We start from the raw sequence: 18,615 nt of genomic DNA on the forward strand, positions 1-18,615 counted from the left end.
AAAGCATTTCAATTTTAATATTCATTTTATTGCCCTTTCTTGAATACTACTAATCGTATACATATAAATGCAGGAGGTTACTATATGAAGCATCGTAATATGGGTTCCACCAAGGCAAAAACGAAAACAAAACAACTCCAATTCTCTAATAATGATGCGTGGAAATATGAATCATACTATAAATACCAGCCATTATTCTCTTATAAAAAGATTTTTAATTTTCTTTCTCAACTTTTTAGACGTTAATATATGCGTAAAAATATATCATTTACAGAAGGTTTCTCAATATGAAACGTATAGACTTACTAAAATTCAGTTGTTATCCTATATAATAATCAGTTAGATAAACCCCTTAAAAAGACCTGCTCATAATAGCAGGTCTTTTTCATGATTACATATTTTTGTGCACTTCAATTTCACTTCCAAGTCTTTTCTCCATTTTATAACCAGATTTAAATCCCAACAATTCATGATAATCATAAAAAGTAAAATATAAATTGTTCACATGTAATTATGCAATTCTTTTTTCTCAATACACAAAACGCATTTTACTTGTTACTATAAAAGTACTCCAGATGAGTTTTTGCTCATCTACATTATCTAGTTAATGGGGCCTGCCGCGGGAAGCAGGTCCCTTTGACTTTATTAAAGTTCCATTTTCATTTGGACACATTTACCAGGTTTTTTTAAAAGAATTTTATGATAATATTACGTAGTCGAGTCCGACATCTCGGCAATACCCTTTAGAGGCTCTGCAACTTCCCTTGCAGAGCCTCTTTTACTTTATATTCAATTTATTTATATATATCACAATATCATTCATTGAATTTCTCCATTTCAAATTACCTGAAAATTATCTAGGACACGTAACTAAAAATAAATCTTTATCATACTTTGAGTTATACATGTTCAAAGGAGTGTTACTTTTTATGTATTCTTATTGGCAATCGTATTACTCCCCCTATCATAACCTTTATGTAAACTATGATTTATCCGTACGTAACTACCGAATAAGTAAAAACGAGAATTTTTTAAAAGGATATATACGTTCTTTATGGGAACAACACGTCGCTTGGACGAGATTGGCTATTATAAGTATTGTCTTTAATTTACCCGATGTTAACGTTACTGTTGGACGGCTTCTACAAAACGCAACACATATGGGACTATCACTTGAGCCCTTCTATGGCGAGGATGCAGTAAAGAAATATAGTGCATTAATTAAAGATCATTTAGTAATTGCAGCCGATCTTGTGAAAGCCGCAAAAGCTGGTGATCAAAATGCAGCTGCCGCTATAGAGAAGAAATGGTACGCTAATGGTGATGAAATTATTGAATTTCTTCACAGTATCAATCCATATATAGATAAAGAGGAATTTAGAAAAATGTTTTATGAACATTTAGCACTAACGAAATCAGAAGCGCTTGCCTTCCTTAATAAAGATTTTGAAGCAGGAGTAAAACTTTACGATAAAATTGAAAAAAAAGCATTAGAAATGGCCGACATGATAACAAACGGAATCGTAAAACAATTCCCGCAAGTATTTCAATAAACTGAGACGTTAACCAGTGATGGGTTTGTACATCCCCACCGATTACTAACCCAGACCAATCAGGGTTTCACGAGCATTTTATCTCCCGCCTAACTTCTCTACTTAAGCTGAATTTCAAGGTGTGATTCTTACTTCTCGTCAAATGCGGGATAAAAATAAGCATAAGCCGATTTCAAAAAAAAAATCGGCTTATTTAGCTTTCTCTCAATGTTATTTCGCCTCTCCTCTTTACATTTAACGTATATCGATATATTTTATTTATATCCGTTTTTTATAGGAGGAAATAGTTTGATTAACGCCATTGGTCTCGTATTTATACTCACAAATAAACACGAGAAAAAGAAGAAAGTGTATTTGAATGAAAAATTTGCATTAATAGACATTATTGATTCTAAAGAGGTAATTGATGATGAAGGTAACTCATTAGTAGAACTCACTTGTAAATACAGTATATATTTAGATGAAAAATACTACTGTAAATCTCTCGATGATTATACTGGACAAGTATTCCCCTTTTTAAGCGCTAAAATAGGAAAAGGACTTCTTAGAAATTTAAATTATTACTTTTCTTACGTTGATGCCTATGATAAAAAACCACCTGTTAAAGAAATAAGACCGCTTATGAAACAAGTAACGAACAGATAACAATAATCATTCAAAAAGAAAGCATCTAACTTCTGATGTTTTCTTTTTTGAATCAACAACTTGTTGCCTTCCATCCTCTTCTAAATGTATGTATCCAGGCATACTTTAAATTAAAAACATTGGAGGATTAGACTGAATGAAATACTCAGAAACAATTGTTAGTAAAAGACTTCGAACACTAAAAATGTCTAGTATGTTTATCATACTAGTTTTAATCGCCTGGCTTGGATATACAAAATTACTTTATGAAAATGGATTTCTTCAAGAAAAAAAGAATTCAGTAGAAGTAATGAATACTGGCATTACAGGAGAAATTGAACAGATTTTCCATGTGAATTTACAAGGTTATCGTAAAACAAACATTGATGCCGTTATAGCTGAAAGTAAAACCGACCCGAGCGAACTATCCTTACTTGAGCTCGTTAATACATCTTGTTCACGAGATTGCATAAGTGAACCAATAACATACGTAAACGCAAACAATGGCTATATTTTTTATAAAGAATCTGGCGGAACTAATGTAACTATAAAAATTAAAAAGCGAGATACATGGGAAATTGAAAAAAAATTAGTTCAAGTTGGAATATAAAAGGTTCATACACAAAAAGAGTACTTACTTTAAAGTAAGTACTCTTTCAAAAAAATTACCACTTGCGGCATTTATCGTCATCATCGTCACGCTTACGATTGCAACGGCAATCATCACAATCACAATGACGTTTACGTCTACAGCAGCAATCGTCACAATCTCTACGTCTGCATCTTCCAAACATTAGATCATCCCAAAATCTATTACAATCCCGGAACTGTCTACAACGACAATTGTTTCCCATGAATATGACTCTCCCTTCAATGGCATTCATCATATTCTATGTTTGAAAGTATAAAAAGGCTTGTTTACTAGTCTATTTTATATGTATTATAAATAGTTTCATTCATATAACTTTGTATTACAAATCATTTTCAGCGCCTTTTTTCTAAGGTTATACTTCTTTCTGCGCTTCCACAGCCCCCTTCAACCTCTGCAGCATATACCCGATCCCTTTACATCCTTCTAACGGATATGTAATGATTTCTTCTGGATATAACTTTGTGACTACTTTTTTATGCTTCTTTCCCGCAAGCAAAACAATTTCGTCAAACTGTATTAAACCTTTATCAATCATCTGTTTTTGTAGTTGCTCTATACTAATAACTTCATCACTCTTCGAATCAAATGCAAGATCATAGTTTTCTTGTACAATATCATTCGGCTTTAAAAATCCATGCTTTGCTGATAAAATAACCCAATCATCAAAAAACTCAGTTGCGTACGCCTGACATGCTTTCCCGAAAGGACTAATATATACATTCTTCGCCTCAGTAGGTCCATAATCTACATACTTATCCCAGATTTTCTTCTTTCCACATGGGATTATACATAATCTTTTCATCTATATTTTTTACCTCTTTTCTTCCTTATGTTAAATCAATTATTTCATACATTTCCCTCGCAAAATACTATATAATAATTCCAAACGTCACAATTGAATATTTCACCATATTTATATCGATTTCCACTCATATTTCACTTCTTTTCAGAAGCATAGTCCAATTTTTTTCGTTCTACATCTACGTAGTACACTGCACTCTATACAAATATAATACTACTTCATAAACATTTTGTGAGCTTAATCTTTAAAACAAATCATAAAAATTGTAATATATGAATATATTTATTTTATTGTTTTTTTAAAGGAGGTGAACAATAATGAAAAATATTATCCCTGCACTATTCGTCTATTTTATCGTTTGTGTTATTGTTATGATTGTTCCAGCATCTGAAGGCTATAATTCTATTAGTTGGAAGTTGTTTGTTGGGCAAGCATACGCAATACCCATTTTCCTCATTACTGCTGTTATTACATTTTATATAAACAGGAAAAAGTCTTACGAATAAAGTGAAACTTTAATCCGTGAGGGTTTTCTTCATCCCCCACGGATTATTGGCCTTCACCAATCGGGCTCTTACGGACAGTTGATCCCTCACCTAACTTCTTTACTTTCGCTGAACTTTGAGGTAATGCTCTTACTGTCCGTTAATGCGGAATAAACAGTTATAAGGATAGCTAATGCTGTCCTTATTTTCATATCAGTATCCTATGTAACAAATAAAAAAGACAAGTAGCCATCCGACTACTTGTCCTTTTTGTTAATCAGTACTAAATAGTATTAAGCTTGGAATGCTTCAGTTAATACTGGTACGATTTGTTTTTTACGAGATACAACACCTTTTAATGTAGCTGTATTGTTTTCTAGAGATACGTTGTATGCTTTCTCAACAACGTTTGCTGCTTTACCGATCGCAAGACCGACAGAATCGTTAGTTAAGATATCAGTTACAACGAATAAGAATAGGTCTAAACCTTTTTCTTCTACTACTACAGAGATAACTTTTTCAAGTTCCGCTTGGTGTACAAGAACGTCGTTAGTATCAACAGCGTTTACTTGTGCAATTTCAACTTTCGCGTTAGCCATTTGGAATTCTTTAGCATCAAGAGAGATTAATTGCTCCATTGTTTTTCCGCTTAAGTCAGCACCAGCTTTTAACATTTCTAAGCCATAGCTATCTGCATCTACACCAGCGATTTCCGCTAATTCACGAGCTGCTGCTACGTCTTGTTCTGTGCAAGTTGGAGATTTGAATAATAAAGAATCTGAAATGATTGCAGATAACATTAAACCTGCAACTTCTTTACGAATTGTAACGCCATTTTCTTTGTACATTTTGTTTAAAATTGTAGCTGTACATCCAACTGGCTCACAACGGTAGTAAATAGGATCGCTTGTTTCAAAGTTAGCAATACGGTGATGATCGATTACTTCTAACACACGAACAGATTCGATATCGTTAGCACTTTGTTGACGCTCGTTATGGTCAACTAAAATAACGTTGTCCACTTCGCTTGCAACTGTCTCAACAAAACGCGGTCCTTCTACTTTAAAATAGTCTAACGCAAATTGAGTTTCACCGCTGATTTCGCCTAAACGTACAGGCTCAGCATTCATTCCTAATTCTTTTTTCAATTCTGCATAAGCAATTGCAGAACAAATTGCATCTGTATCTGGGTTTTTATGCCCGAAAACTAGTACTTTTTCCATGTTTTCCACCTCTTCATGAAAAGGATATCTTAAAGAAGCAAATATGACAATATTTAAAGCCGAATTTTTTATAAATAATTGTACTTTCCTCTATATTTTTCATAAAAAAGATCATCTAAAATGAATTAGATGATCAAAATGTATATTTAATTTAAAATAGTGTAGGAACTTGCACTGCATTGTTAAACGCAAAATTGGAATTTAAACCATTATTCACAAGGTTCACATCAATAACTTGATAAAATGCATTTCCAGTGTCCGCAATCTCCCAAACAGCTAAAATAAGATGGTAGCCACTACGATCAGTTGGTACATTTGCTTCATGCATTACTGTTGTCCCCGGTCTAACTCCGCCATCATTTTTCACATAGAACGGCACTACATCTAAACTAGACCTTGTTAAAGGCATATTTGGATTCCAATCCTTCTTTGTAATGTAATATTTCCATTCTTTCGTACTATGAGGAGCCGTTAGTTTCCACTTGAATGTATTCGTCCCGCCGTTTAACGTAACTTTCTTCCACCTATCTACTGATTGAGCGTCTAAAGCAGGAAAATGACCAGCACCTGCAATTTGTCCATCAGAAGGTCCTAATTGCGGAAAGCCGCCTATTCCTTCTACACTTTGTGGTTCATATTGAACTGGACCGCAATTTACATTTACCCCTTGCTTACATAAATAAGATCGGCTCGCTGGTGATTCTACATACCCATGAGCTGAAGCCTTTTCTGAAAATCCAAATGTTAATAATCCCGTAAGTAATATCCCGCCACTTAACATAACCTTTTTCATCTTTTGTAAACTTGTCTTTTTCATTCTTTCATCCCCTTCCCAAAAATGAAACGAAAATAACTATAGTTGCCTAGTCATCTTCTCTACATCCATTATAAGTGGAAGAGCATTACTAAAAGAACCCTCTAAAAACTTTCTCAAATTCGTTTAGCTACAACAATATCAATTCTTCACGCATTTTAATTATCAGTTATCACATCTATTATTTATTTTGTCGTTTTATTGTTAACTACTTACAATTATATCTCACAGTGTAGCGCTTAAAAAAGTTTGATTACATTAACTCTATAAACCTAGATAAAATAATAAATAGAAAAAGGTTGATTATTACTTGATCCTTGTGCCATTAAAGCGTGCAATTACGAATTTTGCAAAGGTAGTCTAGTTATCAAATAGCCCTCTCCCTCTCAGATTTGCAGAAACTGGCTCCTTTCCTATCTCACGTGCCCATATAGATAACTGGCCGATATGATGGATTTCGTGGACAATGACATGACGTATTAACTCTCCGTGTGTACATTCAATGACTCGGCGCCTAATTGGTGCGTCTCTTGAGCTAATCGGCTCTTCCTTGAAGTCAGCTTTTGAAAGTTTCCGAGAATCCATTTCATTTGTCCAAGAAGTCACAAACGGCTTCACTTTCTCGTGGTATTGAGCTGAAAGATTTTTCACTTTTTGTAAGCTGGCATACTCTTCAAACACTGGTTCCTCAGGGACTGATTCACCGCGCAACCCTAAGATCCACATATATTCCACATCTATAATATGAAATAGGGTATGTAGTATACTGCCGAACCCACCGACCCGTTTCTTTACCAGTTCTTCAGCCGACATGTCTTCGCACCATGTAAACCAATCATCACGAACTTGCCAGTTATATTGAAACAGTTTCAACATCACAGCAACCTCCATCTTTTAGATTAATATTTACTATTCACCAAATGGCTTCAAAATCCCTATTTTAATACTACCTCTTAAAAACCTGTTAAACTCTTATATAAACTGGACTTCAAATTGAACGTTCAATTTGAAGTTAAAGAATGAAAAGAAAAAACTAAATCATTTTATAATAAATAACCGTTGCATCTAACTCACCATCCGGAGAAATTGCATACCCCGGTATTTTACCGGATTCTTGAAAGCCTAATGACTTGTACAATCTATTGGAAGGGTCTCCTTCTCTAGTATCTAATACTAAAAGAGATCTGTTTTCTAGTTTCGCTCTTTCCTCTGCTTTTTGCATAAGTGAACGTCCAATACCGTTACGTCTAAAATTCGGATGAGTCATTAACTTGCAAATCTCAGCTCTATGGCTCCCGTTAGGCTTTGTAACTAAATGTAATTGAACACTTCCTGCCACTTCATTGTTTATTTTAGCAACATACAATATTACTTCTGGTGCTAATACCGTTTGCCAATAATTTGTTGCTTCTTTTTGTTCCAATGGAGGTAAAAAACCAATTGATGCCCCATCATCTACAACCGTTGTCAAAAGTTTAGAAAGATCTTCAATCTCATTTTCTAGTTGCTTCATTTCTTCAATTACTAAATTTCGCATTACTTTTCCCCCTTTTGTTTTCATTTTAACAATTTTTATAGCAGGAATAATTAAATATTAAGATGAAATTAATTAAGATACGATTTTTTAGAGAAAGGATCACTATATGAAATATATATTAGACAGGAAATACGCAAGACAATTACTGGATTGGGCATATGAACAAAACCCAGGTCCTTGGTTCAAGCATTCAATTCATGTTGCCAATGCAACTGAAAAAATAATTGTAGAACTTATAAAAAATGGGTATGACTTAGATGTTGATATAGCATATAATGCCGCTCTCCTGCATGATATAGGAAGATATAAAGGTTTTACTAAATCTGTTATTCATTCCTATGATGGTTACATGTATATGAATGATTTAGGGTATACAGGAAACGCCGTTATATGTGTGACGCATTCATTTCCTTGCAAAAATGAGCATATAGATATCGCAGCAGAGTGGAGCCTTGTTCCCGATTATATGAAAAGCCGATTAATTGAAATATTGAATGAACATAGTGACTATGACTTATACAATAAAGTAATTACTCTTTGCGACGCTCTTGCTGATGCAGATGGTTTTACTACGCTTGAAAGAAGATTGGTTTCTGTTGGTTTACGTCATGGCACAACCTCTCATACTTCTTTACATTGGAAAGGATTCTATACAATTAAGAATGAATTAGAATCTTTAATTGGGAAGAGCATATACACCCTTCTCCCTGATGTAGAGAAATCAATTTATAAGCATACAGAATATTAAAACAAGCATAACTTAAAAACGATACAATTTGTAAGTATGCTTCTAAAAAACTCATTTAAAAGTGGAGGGATTACTTATTAGTAAAATAGGATTTGACTTAATAAATCATGAAGGTAACTTAAATATTGGATATGAAGATATAGTTGATATCTCTAGGGAATGTAAATTTTCTAACTGTTCACATACAAATGAACCACAATGCGCGGTTAAAAAAGCCATGTCTGATGGAATTCTTTCTGAAGAAATATTTAAAAATTATTATAGGCATTTAAACGAGGCACAATATGTTTCTAAGCAAAGAAATAAAACAAAAGCTATCGACTATATGAAGCAATTGAAACTTTTTCAAAAAAATTAGGATAAACTAGAAAACCCTCCTTAAAATAATATTTTAAGGAGGGTTTTCTAGTTTAATGACTTTGATTTTTTAATTCCACCATACACTCTTGTACTAAAGTTACTGCTTGACTCATTGCAGCTCCGCCAGCAAACGCGGTCGAAACACCACAAGCTTCTAAAATTTCTTTATCAGAACATCCTTGGTCAATACATCCCTTTGTATGATAAATCGTACAATATTCGTCTTGTGTTGCTAAACTAATCCCTAATGCAATAAGCTGTTTTTCTCTTTTAGTTAATGCACCCTCCTGAAAACACGCTTGTGTAAAAGCGTTATAGGTTTCTGCAATTTCAGGAATTTGTTGTGTGAAATTCCCAATACCTTCTTTGTAATGAAGTAATACATCATTTATAGAGCCAAATTGTTGATTTTCCATCGTATATCCTCCATTCATTTTATTTACACTTACTTTAGTATGAGATAAAATGAATGATATATACAAATATTCACTTTAAAAACAGAAAGAATTTTCAGTTTATTAAACTTTTAAATTTACACGTTTACAGTTTCAGCCCATCATCCACCGACATTTTTTCTTTAGAACTTTTCCTTTCTCCCTCTTTACTTCGCTCTTCCCAAATCGTTAAACCTTCCATTCCTACTTTTTTAGGATCAAATACTGGATCTTTCCCTTCTTTTTTCTGCGCCTCATAATCTTTTAACACTTTTAATGCGGTTTTGCTTAATAATAGGATTGCAATAAGGTTTAACCATGCCATACTACCGATTCCTAAATCTCCAAGATTCCATAAAAGTGAAGCTGATTCTACGCTACCGATGTATACCATAATTAAAAATCCAATTTTTAAAACTGGTTTTAACCATCCATATTTCAATTCACGATCTAAATAAGTGAGAGTCGTTTCTGCGATATAGTAATAAGCAAGCAAAGTTGTAAATGCGAAGAAGAAGATTGCGATTGAAATAAATATTGGACCAAATCCAGTCATAACAGTTTCAACTGCTTGTTGTGTATAAATAGGACCTGCTTCTACATTACCTATATTTTGTACAATTGCACTTTTCCCTTCAGGTATAACATTGTACATACCTGTTATTAATATCATAAGCGCTGTCGCTGTACAAACTACAATTGTATCGATATATACAGAAAACGCTTGAACTAACCCTTGTTTTGCAGGATGCGATACTTCTGCAGCAGCCGAACTATATGTTGCCTCTCCAACACCTGCAACGTTTGAAAACACCGCTCGCTTTACACCCCATGCAATTGCTGCACCAACGATCCCGCCAAACATTTCATTTACACCAAATGCACTTGAGAAAATTAAAGCAAACATACTTGGAATTTCTGTTACATTTGCAATTAAAATGATGCATGTAACAATTACATAACCAATTGCCATAAAAGGTACTAACATTTGTGACACACCAGCAATTCTTTTTACTCCCCCAAAAATAATCGCTGCTAGTAACACAACTAAAAATATACCTGTTACATATTTACTAATACCGTTAGAGTTTTCAAATCCAACAGCGATACTACTCGATTGAATACCTGGTAATAAAACGCCGTATGAAAGTGTTACAACTACCGCTACAATGACTGCAAACCATTTCATTTTTAAACCTTTCTCAATGAAATATGGTGTACCACCACGATATTCATTTCCTACTTTACTTTTATATACTTGAGATAATGTTGATTCAACAAATGCGCTAGCGGCTCCTAAAAGTGCCATCACCCACATCCAAAATACAGCGCCCGGTCCCCCAAAAGCTATTGCTGTTGCTACCCCTGCGATATTACCTATTCCAACCCTTCCTGATAGAGCCAAACAAAATGCTTGGAAGGATGATATTCCAGTCTCTGAACTTTTCCCTTCAAAAAGTAGCTTAATCATCTCTTTAAAATAACGAATCTGTAAAAAACGAGTCGCAATGGTAAAATACACTCCTGCTCCTAATGCGAAAACAACTAAACCTATACTCCATACTTGCCCCACTAACCACTCTACTAACTTTTCCATCCAAATCCCCCTTATCATTCTTTTGAAAAAGTAATTTTTTATATAAGAAAACGGACAACCTTTATCCCACATTCCAGTTGTCCGCTTCTCATACTATTTCATCATTCTTTTATCTCACTATTCATCGTCTGCAAGACTCTCACAAACTAGTTTTTCACTTAATATTAACCCAAACACTCTTCACTTCTGTATAATTATCAAGCGCATAGGAACCTAGTTCGCGCCCAATACCAGATTGCTTATATCCACCAAATGGTGCAGCTGCATTTTCTAAGTTATAATCATTAATCCATACTGTTCCTGCCTTTAATTTATTGGCAACTTGATGTCCTGTTTTAATATTTTGTGTCCATACGCCTGCTGCAAGTCCATATGAAGAGTGATTTGCCCTTTCGATTACCTCTTCTGTTGAATCGAATGGAAGTACAACGACAACCGGTCCAAAGATTTCTTCCTTAACAATTGTCATATCATCAGTAACATTTGTGAATACAGTTGGCTGAACAAAATAGCCTTTTTCAAATGCACGTTCACCACCAGCTGCAACAGTAGCACCTTCCTTCTTTCCTTGTTCAATATAATGCAGCACACGCTCTTGTTGTTTTTTAGATACGAGTGGCCCCATTTCTGTATCAGTTTCCATCCCAGCTCCAAGTTTAATATTATTTGCCCTTTTTACTAACTCTTCTACTACCATTTCATAATGCTTCCGATGAACGAATACGCGGGATCCCGCACTACAATTTTGGCCATGATTATACATAATCCCTTGGAATGCACCATTAATCGCTTCTTCTAAATCAGCATCTTCTAAAATGATATTTGGTGACTTACCACCAAGCTCTAACGTTACATGTTTAATTGTTTCTGCAGATTGACGCATAATATATTTTCCCGTAACAGTAGATCCTGTAAAAGCAACTTTATTAATATCATGATGATTTACTATCGCAGCTCCTGCTTCAGGGCCGAAACCTGGTACAAAGTTTACAACACCGTTTGGAAAACCAGCTTCTTTAAAAAGTTTTGCTGTATATAGCAACGATAAAGGTGTTTGTTCTGCAGGTTTTAATACAATCGTACAACCAGTTGCAAGTGCAGCTCCCATTTTCCAAGAAGACATAACGAGTGGAAAATTCCACGGAATAATTTGACCTACAACACCAACTGGTTCATGGCGTGTGTAATTTAAGTAATCTTTTGAAATCGGAATTGTTTGTCCGATAATTTTTGTAGCCCAACCTGCATAATAACGGTAGTTTTCAACCGTCGCTGCAATATCATCTTCAAGTGCTACTTGATATGGTTTTCCATTATCTAATGCTTCTAGCTGTGCTAATTCTTCTTTATGTTCTTCAATTAAATCCGCTAGTTTATATATAAGATGTGCTCTTTCAGCAGTAGTCATTTCTGTCCAAGGGCCTGATTCAAAGGCCAATCTCGCAGCTTTTACTGCGACATCAATATCTTCTTCTTGTGCTTCACATACGACAGCTAGAACATCCTCTGTTGCTGGATTATATGTTTCAAACGTCTTCCCGCTAATAGAAGGAACAAATTCACCATTAATAAACATTTTAATCTCTTCATTTAAAAACGCTTTCACTTTTGGTTTTAGCTCAATGTTTGTCGTTAACATATATACACGCCTCCCTATTTAAACAGCTGCATGAGCTGCGATTTCAGATAATATCGTTTGAAGCTTTTGATCTTCTACTTCAGTTAATCCTAATCTCGGATAACGAGAAGGTCCTCCAACTTGCCCGTGTAATTCCATTGACCGTTTAACGATTTGCACATATTTCCCTGAACCTTCAAGAAATTCACAAAGCGGTAAAATCGCATCGTTTATCTCCCATGCTTTTTCTAATTCACCATTTTGAAAATGCTCATACATTTTCGTAACGAGTCCTGGTACGATATTTCCTGCAACTGAAACCCATCCCGAGGCACCAACTAAATAAGACTCCATAACTAAATCTTCAGATCCGCAGAAAACTTGAAAAGCACCTTCGCCTTGTCTTACTAAATCTCTTGCTTTACGAATATCTCCACTAGACTCTTTAATATGTGTAACATTTTCACACTCTTTTCCAATTCGAAGCATTAACTCTGTACTCATATCAACACCAGAAGTAAATGGATTATTGTATAACATAATTGGTATATTTACAGCTTGTGAGATTTCTTTAAAATGAAAATAAATTTCCTCTTCCTTCGGTTTACAATAGTAAGAGTTTATAATTAATGCGCAATCCGCTCCGTGTGCTTCTGCATGTTTCGTATATTCAATCGTTTCTTTCGTCGTTTCTGCTGCAGTTCCAACAATGACTGGAATACGGCCATCGACTTCTTTTAATACTGTTTCTACCATGTTAAATCGTTCTTCTTTTGATAAACTAACAAACTCCCCCGTACTTCCATTAATAATAATTCCAGCTACCTTTTGATCAATAAAGTAGTTTACGTTTTGTTTTACACCTTTCCAATCAATCTCTTGAAATTCATCCATTGGTGTTATTAATACTGGAAATGCCCCTTTAATTTTTTGCATATTTATCTCTCCCTTTAACATTTTATTTTAATAAAAAACCTGTTGGAAATGGATCAGTAGGGTCTAATAGAAACGTCTGCATCCCTGTAATAAATCCTCTACTCTCAAAACGGAAAATATATCCTAATTCTTCTTTTTTCACTTTTTCTACTGTTATAAAGCTATTAAATATGCTTTCATTTTTAAAAGGTTTATCCGTTATATACTCATTATTAAATAACGCATGTACATAGGACACAATAGTAGAAACAAAACCCGGAGAACGGACAATAAAGTTATCTTCATGAAATGTAATCGACTTTATATGTTTCTCTTCTGTTTGCGAAGAATCTACTAAAATAAGTCTTTTTATAAGCGACTGTTTTTGTATCGCTTGAAGTGTAGCTTCTCCCCATTTCTTTAATTCAGAGATATTTTCAATACAAATTTTTGGTGAATACGTATCCTTTTCTACAATTGCATATACTTTATCAGCCTGTATAAGAGAGTAACGTATATTACCAATCTTCAAATCTTTCTCAACCATATAACATAGTTTACTTTCAAACGACACCGATATCACTTCATCATCCACTACATAGGCATGAACTGAAAATATTCCAGATAGCGTTTCAATTTTGTATTGATTAGACTCTTTCTTTTTTAAATATCCACTTTCTAGTAACATCGTTATTACTGCGACAATACCTCCATAATGAAGAGGAATGGTTCCTTCATGATTAAAAAATAACACAGCTGCATCCACTTCCTTATGAATAGAAGGAACGACAATACATCCATTTAACCCAATAAAACCACGTGGTTCATTTAATAAAAGCTGCATTTCTTCTGCTAATTCGCCTGAAAATTGTTCATTTAAATGTTCTAAACTGTAGTAGTATTTGCATGGTACGTCCTTTATTACACGAAACGCTTCGCCAGCTACGTGCACATCTACTGCTGTATACATTTTTTGAATGTTCATTTTACATCCTCCGTTTCATGTTCCATCGGCGGAATTAGCAAAAAGCCTTCTTTCAGTGGATCCTTTTCATTGTAGAAAAATCTATGCATCCCCATAAGCCAAGCTGAGCCGGTAATCTTTGTTACTACCGCTTCAATATTTTCTACATATGTTGTATTCATGACACGCCCTTTAAATAGTGAACCTACAATACTCTCATGAACAAATTCTTCATCGATGTCGATTTTTTTATGAGCGTATAATACAGCTAACTTCGCTGATGTTCCTGTACCACATGGAGATCGATCAATTCCTCCTGGCGGAACAACAACTGTATTTTTCACATGCGCACTTTTATGAGTAGGATCTGTATAAAATTCAACATGTGTTAATCCTTTTATAAACGAATACTCTGGATGAATAATTTCAAACTTCTCATTTATTGTGTTTCGAATATGAATCGCCTTATCAATAATTATGGATGCATTTTCTGGTACTAACTCTAAACCTACTGACTTCGCATCGATAATGGCATAAAAATTTCCTCCATACGCAATATCAGCCTCTACAGTTCCAATTCCTTCGACTTGTACAGTAATATTTTTCAGTAAAAAAGCTGGTATGTTACAGAATGAAACTTCTTTCGCCTTTCCATTTTGAACAGTAATATCCACTTCAACTAAGCCGGCTGGTGTATCAAGCTTTAAAGAAGTAATCGGTTCAACTATTGGAATTAAACCTGATTCAATTAAAGCTGTACACACACCAATTGTATCGTGACCACACATCGGTAAATATCCACCTGTCTCTATGTATATAACGCCTATATCAGCTTCAGGATGACACGGATCTGTTAACAATGCTCCAGACATTACATCATGACCACGCGGCTCATTCATTAACAATTTGCGAATCCAGTCATATTCCTTTTTCATATGTAACATCTTCTCTGCCATCGTCTCTCCAATTAACTTAGGAAGTCCGCTAATTAATGTCCTCGTTGGATTCCCGCCCGTATGTGTATCAATCGTCGTAAAGACTCTTTGTGACCTCATCCGTTTAACACCCTTTCTGTAAAACGACTCAAACGAAGTGGTTCAATAGGAATAATTGTTTCTTTTTCATTTAATAACTCTTCAATCACTTTCCCAGTAACTGCCGCAAGACTAATTCCATCACCTTCATGTCCAGCTGCAATATAATAATTTGGAATATGATCCACCCGTGAAATAATTGGCAAATGATCTTCTGTCCACGGACGTAAGCCGGCATATGAACGAATCACCATCATATCTGCCATTTTCGGATAAAAACGAATTGCTCTGTTCGCAATGCATTTAATAACCTCGTTGTTAATTCTCGTATGAAATCCTACAAACTCTCGACTACTACCAATTAAAAAATTTTGGCTTTCTGTCGGTTCAAATACAAGAGCTACCCCGTATTTTTCAGTTAAAGCATCCACTTTTCGTTTTCCGCCAAATTTAGAAATTAAATAACCAAATTCCATTACTTTACGGCAACCTACATGTTGTTGCCTTGAGGCTACAATAATATGCCCTTTTCTCGGTTCGATTGGAATATTTACATCTAACATCTGCCCGATTTTAGGAGCCCACACACCGGCTGCGTTCACAACTTGCTTCGCAGTAAACGTCCCATTTGTCGTTTCTACAATAAAGGAGCCGTCTATATCTCTTTTCATTTCTTTTACTTCTGTATGATTAATCGCTTTCGCACCCATTTTTTTCGACTCTGCTAGAAGTGAAAATGCAAGGAGATATGGATTTACAGTAGAATCAGTTGCGCATTCTAAACCACCCAATAAATCATCCGCAAAAAATGGTGATTCCTCTCTTATATCTTGCCTATCAAGCATTCGAAACGGTAACCCAGCATCTTTTTGACGATTCACCCATTGCTGCGCTGCCTCCATCTCTTCGTCTGATTCACAGACTAGAATACTTCCTGGCGCCCTATATTCAAATGAGTGCTCCAACTCCTCACTTAAATCTGTTACTAATTTTTGACTTACTAATGACATTTGACTATCAAACCCTGGGTCTTTATCAATCGCCAAAATGTTTCCGTCACACCGTGAAGACGTCCCACTGACAAACTCACCTTTTTCAATGATTGTTACGTCTCTTCCGTATTTTGAAGTGTAATATGCAATAGAACATCCTATAATTCCACCACCTATTATTAAAACGTCACAGTGCCTCACAAAACACCCCTCCTTCACTTACATCTCTCATTTTCTTTTATGCAATTGACGTGCCAACTCTACATATATACACTTTTTATAAATAATATTTTTATTTGTAAAAATATTTTAAATTTATCGTAAATAGGTGTATTATTTTTTTATCACTGTCTAAATTTTTATACATATCAGGAGGACGCTATGACATTTTCATTTCCAACAATCAAAGAGTTTATGAAAATTTTGTCTATCGATTATACAAGTAGCATGAAACACATTAACAAAGTAGATGGGACATTTTATTACCTCCCTTCTACTACAGAAGAATATAGTTGTGGCTATATATATGAGGACGACTCGTTCACTACTTTAATTGATGCACTTTCACATGCATTAGCCGTTGTCATCATTAACAAAAACGAAGAGCCAATATGTTGTATAACGGCTCAGCAAATGATTCCGTTTCTTTATAAGTCTTACACTGAGTTACAATCTTTTTATAACACTGTAATTCAAACGACTGATTCTTCTGTTACAGTCATTGATGAAAAAGAATGTGTCCGTACGTGGACAGATGGTGCTGAAAAAATTTTTTCGGTTAATCATAATGAGATTATTGGACAACCAATTACTCGTTTTTTTGATTATAAAGACTTGGAAATCTTGCAATCATTGCATGACGGAAAAAGTATAATCGCTCAATTCCATCAGCCTCGTCCTGATTTGTTCGTATTAATAAATTCAAACCCCGTTTTCTGTAACGATGAAATTATAGGAGCAGTCGTTTCAGAAACAGATGTGACAAATCAAGTTGTATTGAATGAAAAACTATTTAATATGTCACATGAAATGCACCGATTAGAGCAAGAAGTAGCAAAATATAAAGATACATCCGATCCTTTCCTCGCGATGAATGGAAAAAGCCCTGTTATACAAAGGACTATTCAATTAGCTAGAAAGGTCTGTTCAGTGAAATCAACCGTTTTAATACTCGGCGAAAGCGGTGTCGGAAAAGAAGTATTTGCGAAAGCAATACATGAAGCAAGTGAGGCAGCAAAGGCGCCTTTCATTTCAATTAACTGCGGCGCAATTCCAGAAGCGTTATTTGAAAGTGAATTATTCGGATATGAACGTGGGGCGTTTTCTGGAGCGAATAGTAAAGGAAAAAAAGGTAAAATAGAGCTCGCTCAAGGTGGTACTTTGTTCCTTGATGAAATAGGTGAAATGCCTCTCGATATGCAAGTGAAACTTTTACGTGTATTGCAAGAAAGAAAGTATTACCGAGTTGGTGGAGAGAAAGAAATAAATATTGATTTCCGTATTATCGCTGCTACAAATCGTGATTTACAAGAAGAAATGCGAAAAGGAACTTTCCGAGAAGATTTATACTATCGTTTAAATGTAGTTAGCTTACAGATTCCACCGCTGCGAGAAAGACGAGAAGATATTATTGAATTAACATACTCTTTCTTAAACGATTTTTCGATTAACTATAACAGACCTATTCGTGACTTACCTTCAAGCATTATGCATGAACTACTTCATTACGATTGGCCTGGTAATATTCGTGAACTTCGAAATGTAGTTGAGAGACTCGTCGTATTTGCGACAGACGGTATTATAAAACAAGAATATTTGCCATTTCATACAAATGATACTTTAGACAATCATACGTCTCATTCCCTATTACTCAGCAATAATCATACGATTCTTTCTTTACAAGAAGAGATGGATGAGCATGAGAAAAAAGTCATTGAAAGAGCTTTACACATTTTAAAGGGGAATAAATTAGAATGTGCGAAACAACTTGGGGTAACGCGAGCCACTTTATATAATCGTTTAAAAAAACTTGGGTTACAATAAAGTGAAGCATTAATCAGTGGGGGTTTTGTTCATCCCCACTTGATTATCAGCCCTCACCAATCAGGCTTTTACGGACAGTTGATCCCCCTCCTAACTTCTTTACTTTCGCTGGATTTTGCGGTGGGGTCTTACTGCCCGTTAATGCGGGATAATTCTTAACTCCTCTATATTGGCATAGTTTTTGCATTATAATTTGTGCAAACCGAACTAGAGGAGGAAT

The 18,615-nt window shown here is 34.9% G+C and carries 21 protein-coding genes; 8 read left to right on the plus strand and 13 right to left on the minus strand.

Going from position 1 to position 18,615, the window contains the following annotated elements:
* Nucleotides 1–84 precede the first annotated feature (84 nt).
* From JDS81_RS15720 to JDS81_RS15735, 4 genes are all read left to right on the plus strand, one after another.
* Nucleotides 85–246 (plus strand): hypothetical protein, encoded by a 162-nt coding sequence (locus tag JDS81_RS15720; RefSeq protein ID WP_000682735.1) that lies wholly within the window; start codon nucleotides 85–87, stop codon nucleotides 244–246.
* Between the two features lie 683 nt (nucleotides 247–929).
* A complete protein-coding gene (locus tag JDS81_RS15725; protein ID WP_142312439.1) occupies nucleotides 930–1,553 on the plus strand; it encodes an acetylglutamate kinase in 624 nt (207 codons plus the stop codon).
* Between the two features lie 288 nt (nucleotides 1,554–1,841).
* Complete coding sequence (locus JDS81_RS15730; protein ID WP_000606238.1) at nucleotides 1,842–2,198, plus strand: hypothetical protein; 357 nt, start codon at nucleotides 1,842–1,844, stop codon at nucleotides 2,196–2,198.
* 136 nt (nucleotides 2,199–2,334) lie between these two features.
* Nucleotides 2,335–2,787 carry a hypothetical protein gene (locus tag JDS81_RS15735; protein ID WP_097952467.1) on the plus strand — a complete coding sequence of 151 codons (453 nt, stop codon included), beginning with the start codon at nucleotides 2,335–2,337 and terminating at the stop codon, nucleotides 2,785–2,787.
* A 55-nt stretch (nucleotides 2,788–2,842) separates the two neighbouring features.
* Here JDS81_RS15735 and JDS81_RS15740 read toward each other — a convergent pair whose 3' ends face one another.
* Nucleotides 2,843–3,031, minus strand: coding sequence for a hypothetical protein (locus tag JDS81_RS15740; RefSeq protein ID WP_087969889.1), 189 nt, complete (start codon nucleotides 3,029–3,031; stop codon nucleotides 2,843–2,845).
* Nucleotides 3,032–3,181: 150 nt separating this feature from the next.
* Nucleotides 3,182–3,631, minus strand: coding sequence for a DUF6884 domain-containing protein (locus JDS81_RS15745; protein WP_097952465.1), 450 nt, complete (start codon nucleotides 3,629–3,631; stop codon nucleotides 3,182–3,184).
* 317 nt (nucleotides 3,632–3,948) lie between these two features.
* On the opposite strand from JDS81_RS15745, the gene JDS81_RS15750 reads away from it, so the two are divergent.
* Complete coding sequence (locus tag JDS81_RS15750) at nucleotides 3,949–4,137, plus strand: DUF4017 family protein (RefSeq protein ID WP_000789481.1); 189 nt, start codon at nucleotides 3,949–3,951, stop codon at nucleotides 4,135–4,137.
* 272 nt (nucleotides 4,138–4,409) lie between these two features.
* Here JDS81_RS15750 and ppaC read toward each other — a convergent pair whose 3' ends face one another.
* The 4 genes from ppaC to JDS81_RS15770 all read right to left on the minus strand — a co-directional run bounded on the left by ppaC (nucleotide 4,410) and on the right by JDS81_RS15770 (nucleotide 7,690).
* Nucleotides 4,410–5,339 (minus strand): manganese-dependent inorganic pyrophosphatase, encoded by a 930-nt coding sequence (gene ppaC, locus JDS81_RS15755; RefSeq protein ID WP_000416868.1) that lies wholly within the window; start codon nucleotides 5,337–5,339, stop codon nucleotides 4,410–4,412.
* 151 nt (nucleotides 5,340–5,490) lie between these two features.
* A complete protein-coding gene (locus JDS81_RS15760) occupies nucleotides 5,491–6,156 on the minus strand; it encodes a lytic polysaccharide monooxygenase (RefSeq protein WP_000753784.1) in 666 nt (221 codons plus the stop codon).
* Nucleotides 6,157–6,513: 357 nt separating this feature from the next.
* Nucleotides 6,514–7,029, minus strand: coding sequence for a DinB family protein (locus JDS81_RS15765; protein WP_000915558.1), 516 nt, complete (start codon nucleotides 7,027–7,029; stop codon nucleotides 6,514–6,516).
* A 157-nt stretch (nucleotides 7,030–7,186) separates the two neighbouring features.
* Nucleotides 7,187–7,690, minus strand: coding sequence for a GNAT family N-acetyltransferase (locus tag JDS81_RS15770; protein ID WP_097952463.1), 504 nt, complete (start codon nucleotides 7,688–7,690; stop codon nucleotides 7,187–7,189).
* Between the two features lie 106 nt (nucleotides 7,691–7,796).
* Here JDS81_RS15770 and JDS81_RS15775 point away from each other — a divergent pair, with 106 nt between their 5' ends.
* Both JDS81_RS15775 and JDS81_RS15780 read left to right on the plus strand, forming a co-directional pair.
* Nucleotides 7,797–8,438, plus strand: coding sequence for an HD domain-containing protein (locus JDS81_RS15775; protein WP_097952460.1), 642 nt, complete (start codon nucleotides 7,797–7,799; stop codon nucleotides 8,436–8,438).
* Between the two features lie 61 nt (nucleotides 8,439–8,499).
* The gene (locus JDS81_RS15780; RefSeq protein ID WP_000398685.1) at nucleotides 8,500–8,796 is read left to right on the plus strand and encodes a ribosome small subunit-dependent GTPase A; all 297 of its coding nucleotides are present in this window, start codon (nucleotides 8,500–8,502) and stop codon (nucleotides 8,794–8,796) included.
* Between the two features lie 52 nt (nucleotides 8,797–8,848).
* Here the strand turns inward: JDS81_RS15780 and JDS81_RS15785 are convergent, their stop codons facing one another.
* The 7 genes from JDS81_RS15785 to JDS81_RS15815 form a co-directional block, all read right to left on the minus strand.
* A complete protein-coding gene (locus JDS81_RS15785; RefSeq protein WP_000431413.1) occupies nucleotides 8,849–9,214 on the minus strand; it encodes a carboxymuconolactone decarboxylase family protein in 366 nt (121 codons plus the stop codon).
* A 124-nt stretch (nucleotides 9,215–9,338) separates the two neighbouring features.
* Nucleotides 9,339–10,847: an alanine/glycine:cation symporter family protein gene (locus JDS81_RS15790; protein ID WP_175282545.1), complete on the minus strand. Its 1,509-nt coding sequence runs from the start codon at nucleotides 10,845–10,847 to the stop codon at nucleotides 9,339–9,341.
* 136 nt (nucleotides 10,848–10,983) lie between these two features.
* Nucleotides 10,984–12,468 (minus strand): aldehyde dehydrogenase family protein, encoded by a 1,485-nt coding sequence (locus JDS81_RS15795; protein WP_000958332.1) that lies wholly within the window; start codon nucleotides 12,466–12,468, stop codon nucleotides 10,984–10,986.
* Between the two features lie 18 nt (nucleotides 12,469–12,486).
* Nucleotides 12,487–13,383, minus strand: a complete 897-nt coding sequence (gene dapA, locus JDS81_RS15800) for a 4-hydroxy-tetrahydrodipicolinate synthase (RefSeq protein WP_097952458.1) — start codon at nucleotides 13,381–13,383, stop codon at nucleotides 12,487–12,489.
* Nucleotides 13,384–13,405: 22 nt separating this feature from the next.
* On the minus strand, nucleotides 13,406–14,347 hold the full coding sequence (locus tag JDS81_RS15805; RefSeq protein ID WP_097952456.1) for a proline racemase family protein: 942 nt from the start codon (nucleotides 14,345–14,347) through the stop codon (nucleotides 13,406–13,408).
* Entirely contained in the window at nucleotides 14,344–15,381 is a 1,038-nt protein-coding gene (locus tag JDS81_RS15810; RefSeq protein WP_097952453.1) for a proline racemase family protein, read from the minus strand. The genes JDS81_RS15805 and JDS81_RS15810 overlap by 4 nt, the downstream gene beginning before the upstream one ends.
* On the minus strand, nucleotides 15,378–16,553 hold the full coding sequence (locus JDS81_RS15815; protein ID WP_001215240.1) for an NAD(P)/FAD-dependent oxidoreductase: 1,176 nt from the start codon (nucleotides 16,551–16,553) through the stop codon (nucleotides 15,378–15,380). Before JDS81_RS15815 ends, JDS81_RS15810 begins: the two co-directional genes overlap by 4 nt.
* Nucleotides 16,554–16,733: 180 nt before the next feature.
* Here JDS81_RS15815 and JDS81_RS15820 point away from each other — a divergent pair, with 180 nt between their 5' ends.
* Nucleotides 16,734–18,395 (plus strand): sigma-54 interaction domain-containing protein, encoded by a 1,662-nt coding sequence (locus tag JDS81_RS15820; RefSeq protein WP_097952451.1) that lies wholly within the window; start codon nucleotides 16,734–16,736, stop codon nucleotides 18,393–18,395.
* Nucleotides 18,396–18,615 lie beyond the last annotated feature (220 nt).

This window comes from Bacillus cereus group sp. N31, assembly GCF_016483245.1.
GTDB classification, from domain to species: Bacteria; Bacillota; Bacilli; order Bacillales; family Bacillaceae_G; genus Bacillus_A; species Bacillus_A toyonensis.

Coding starts and splice junctions, on each gene's coding strand:
- JDS81_RS15720 (WP_000682735.1), top strand. CDS start 85: ATGAAGCATCGTAATATGGGTTCCACCAAGGCAAAAACGAAAACAAAA.
- JDS81_RS15725 (WP_142312439.1), top strand. CDS start 930: ATGTATTCTTATTGGCAATCGTATTACTCCCCCTATCATAACCTTTAT.
- JDS81_RS15735 (WP_097952467.1), top strand. CDS start 2,335: ATGAAATACTCAGAAACAATTGTTAGTAAAAGACTTCGAACACTAAAA.
- JDS81_RS15740 (WP_087969889.1), bottom strand. CDS start 3,031: ATGGGAAACAATTGTCGTTGTAGACAGTTCCGGGATTGTAATAGATTT.
- JDS81_RS15745 (WP_097952465.1), bottom strand. CDS start 3,631: ATGAAAAGATTATGTATAATCCCATGTGGAAAGAAGAAAATCTGGGAT.
- JDS81_RS15750 (WP_000789481.1), top strand. CDS start 3,949: ATGAAAAATATTATCCCTGCACTATTCGTCTATTTTATCGTTTGTGTT.
- ppaC (WP_000416868.1), bottom strand. CDS start 5,339: ATGGAAAAAGTACTAGTTTTCGGGCATAAAAACCCAGATACAGATGCA.
- JDS81_RS15760 (WP_000753784.1), bottom strand. CDS start 6,156: ATGAAAAAGACAAGTTTACAAAAGATGAAAAAGGTTATGTTAAGTGGC.
- JDS81_RS15765 (WP_000915558.1), bottom strand. CDS start 7,029: ATGTTGAAACTGTTTCAATATAACTGGCAAGTTCGTGATGATTGGTTT.
- JDS81_RS15770 (WP_097952463.1), bottom strand. CDS start 7,690: ATGCGAAATTTAGTAATTGAAGAAATGAAGCAACTAGAAAATGAGATT.
- JDS81_RS15775 (WP_097952460.1), top strand. CDS start 7,797: ATGAAATATATATTAGACAGGAAATACGCAAGACAATTACTGGATTGG.
- JDS81_RS15785 (WP_000431413.1), bottom strand. CDS start 9,214: ATGGAAAATCAACAATTTGGCTCTATAAATGATGTATTACTTCATTAC.
- JDS81_RS15790 (WP_175282545.1), bottom strand. CDS start 10,847: ATGATAAGGGGGATTTGGATGGAAAAGTTAGTAGAGTGGTTAGTGGGG.
- JDS81_RS15795 (WP_000958332.1), bottom strand. CDS start 12,468: ATGTTAACGACAAACATTGAGCTAAAACCAAAAGTGAAAGCGTTTTTA.
- dapA (WP_097952458.1), bottom strand. CDS start 13,383: ATGCAAAAAATTAAAGGGGCATTTCCAGTATTAATAACACCAATGGAT.
- JDS81_RS15805 (WP_097952456.1), bottom strand. CDS start 14,347: ATGAACATTCAAAAAATGTATACAGCAGTAGATGTGCACGTAGCTGGC.
- JDS81_RS15810 (WP_097952453.1), bottom strand. CDS start 15,381: ATGAGGTCACAAAGAGTCTTTACGACGATTGATACACATACGGGCGGG.
- JDS81_RS15820 (WP_097952451.1), top strand. CDS start 16,734: ATGACATTTTCATTTCCAACAATCAAAGAGTTTATGAAAATTTTGTCT.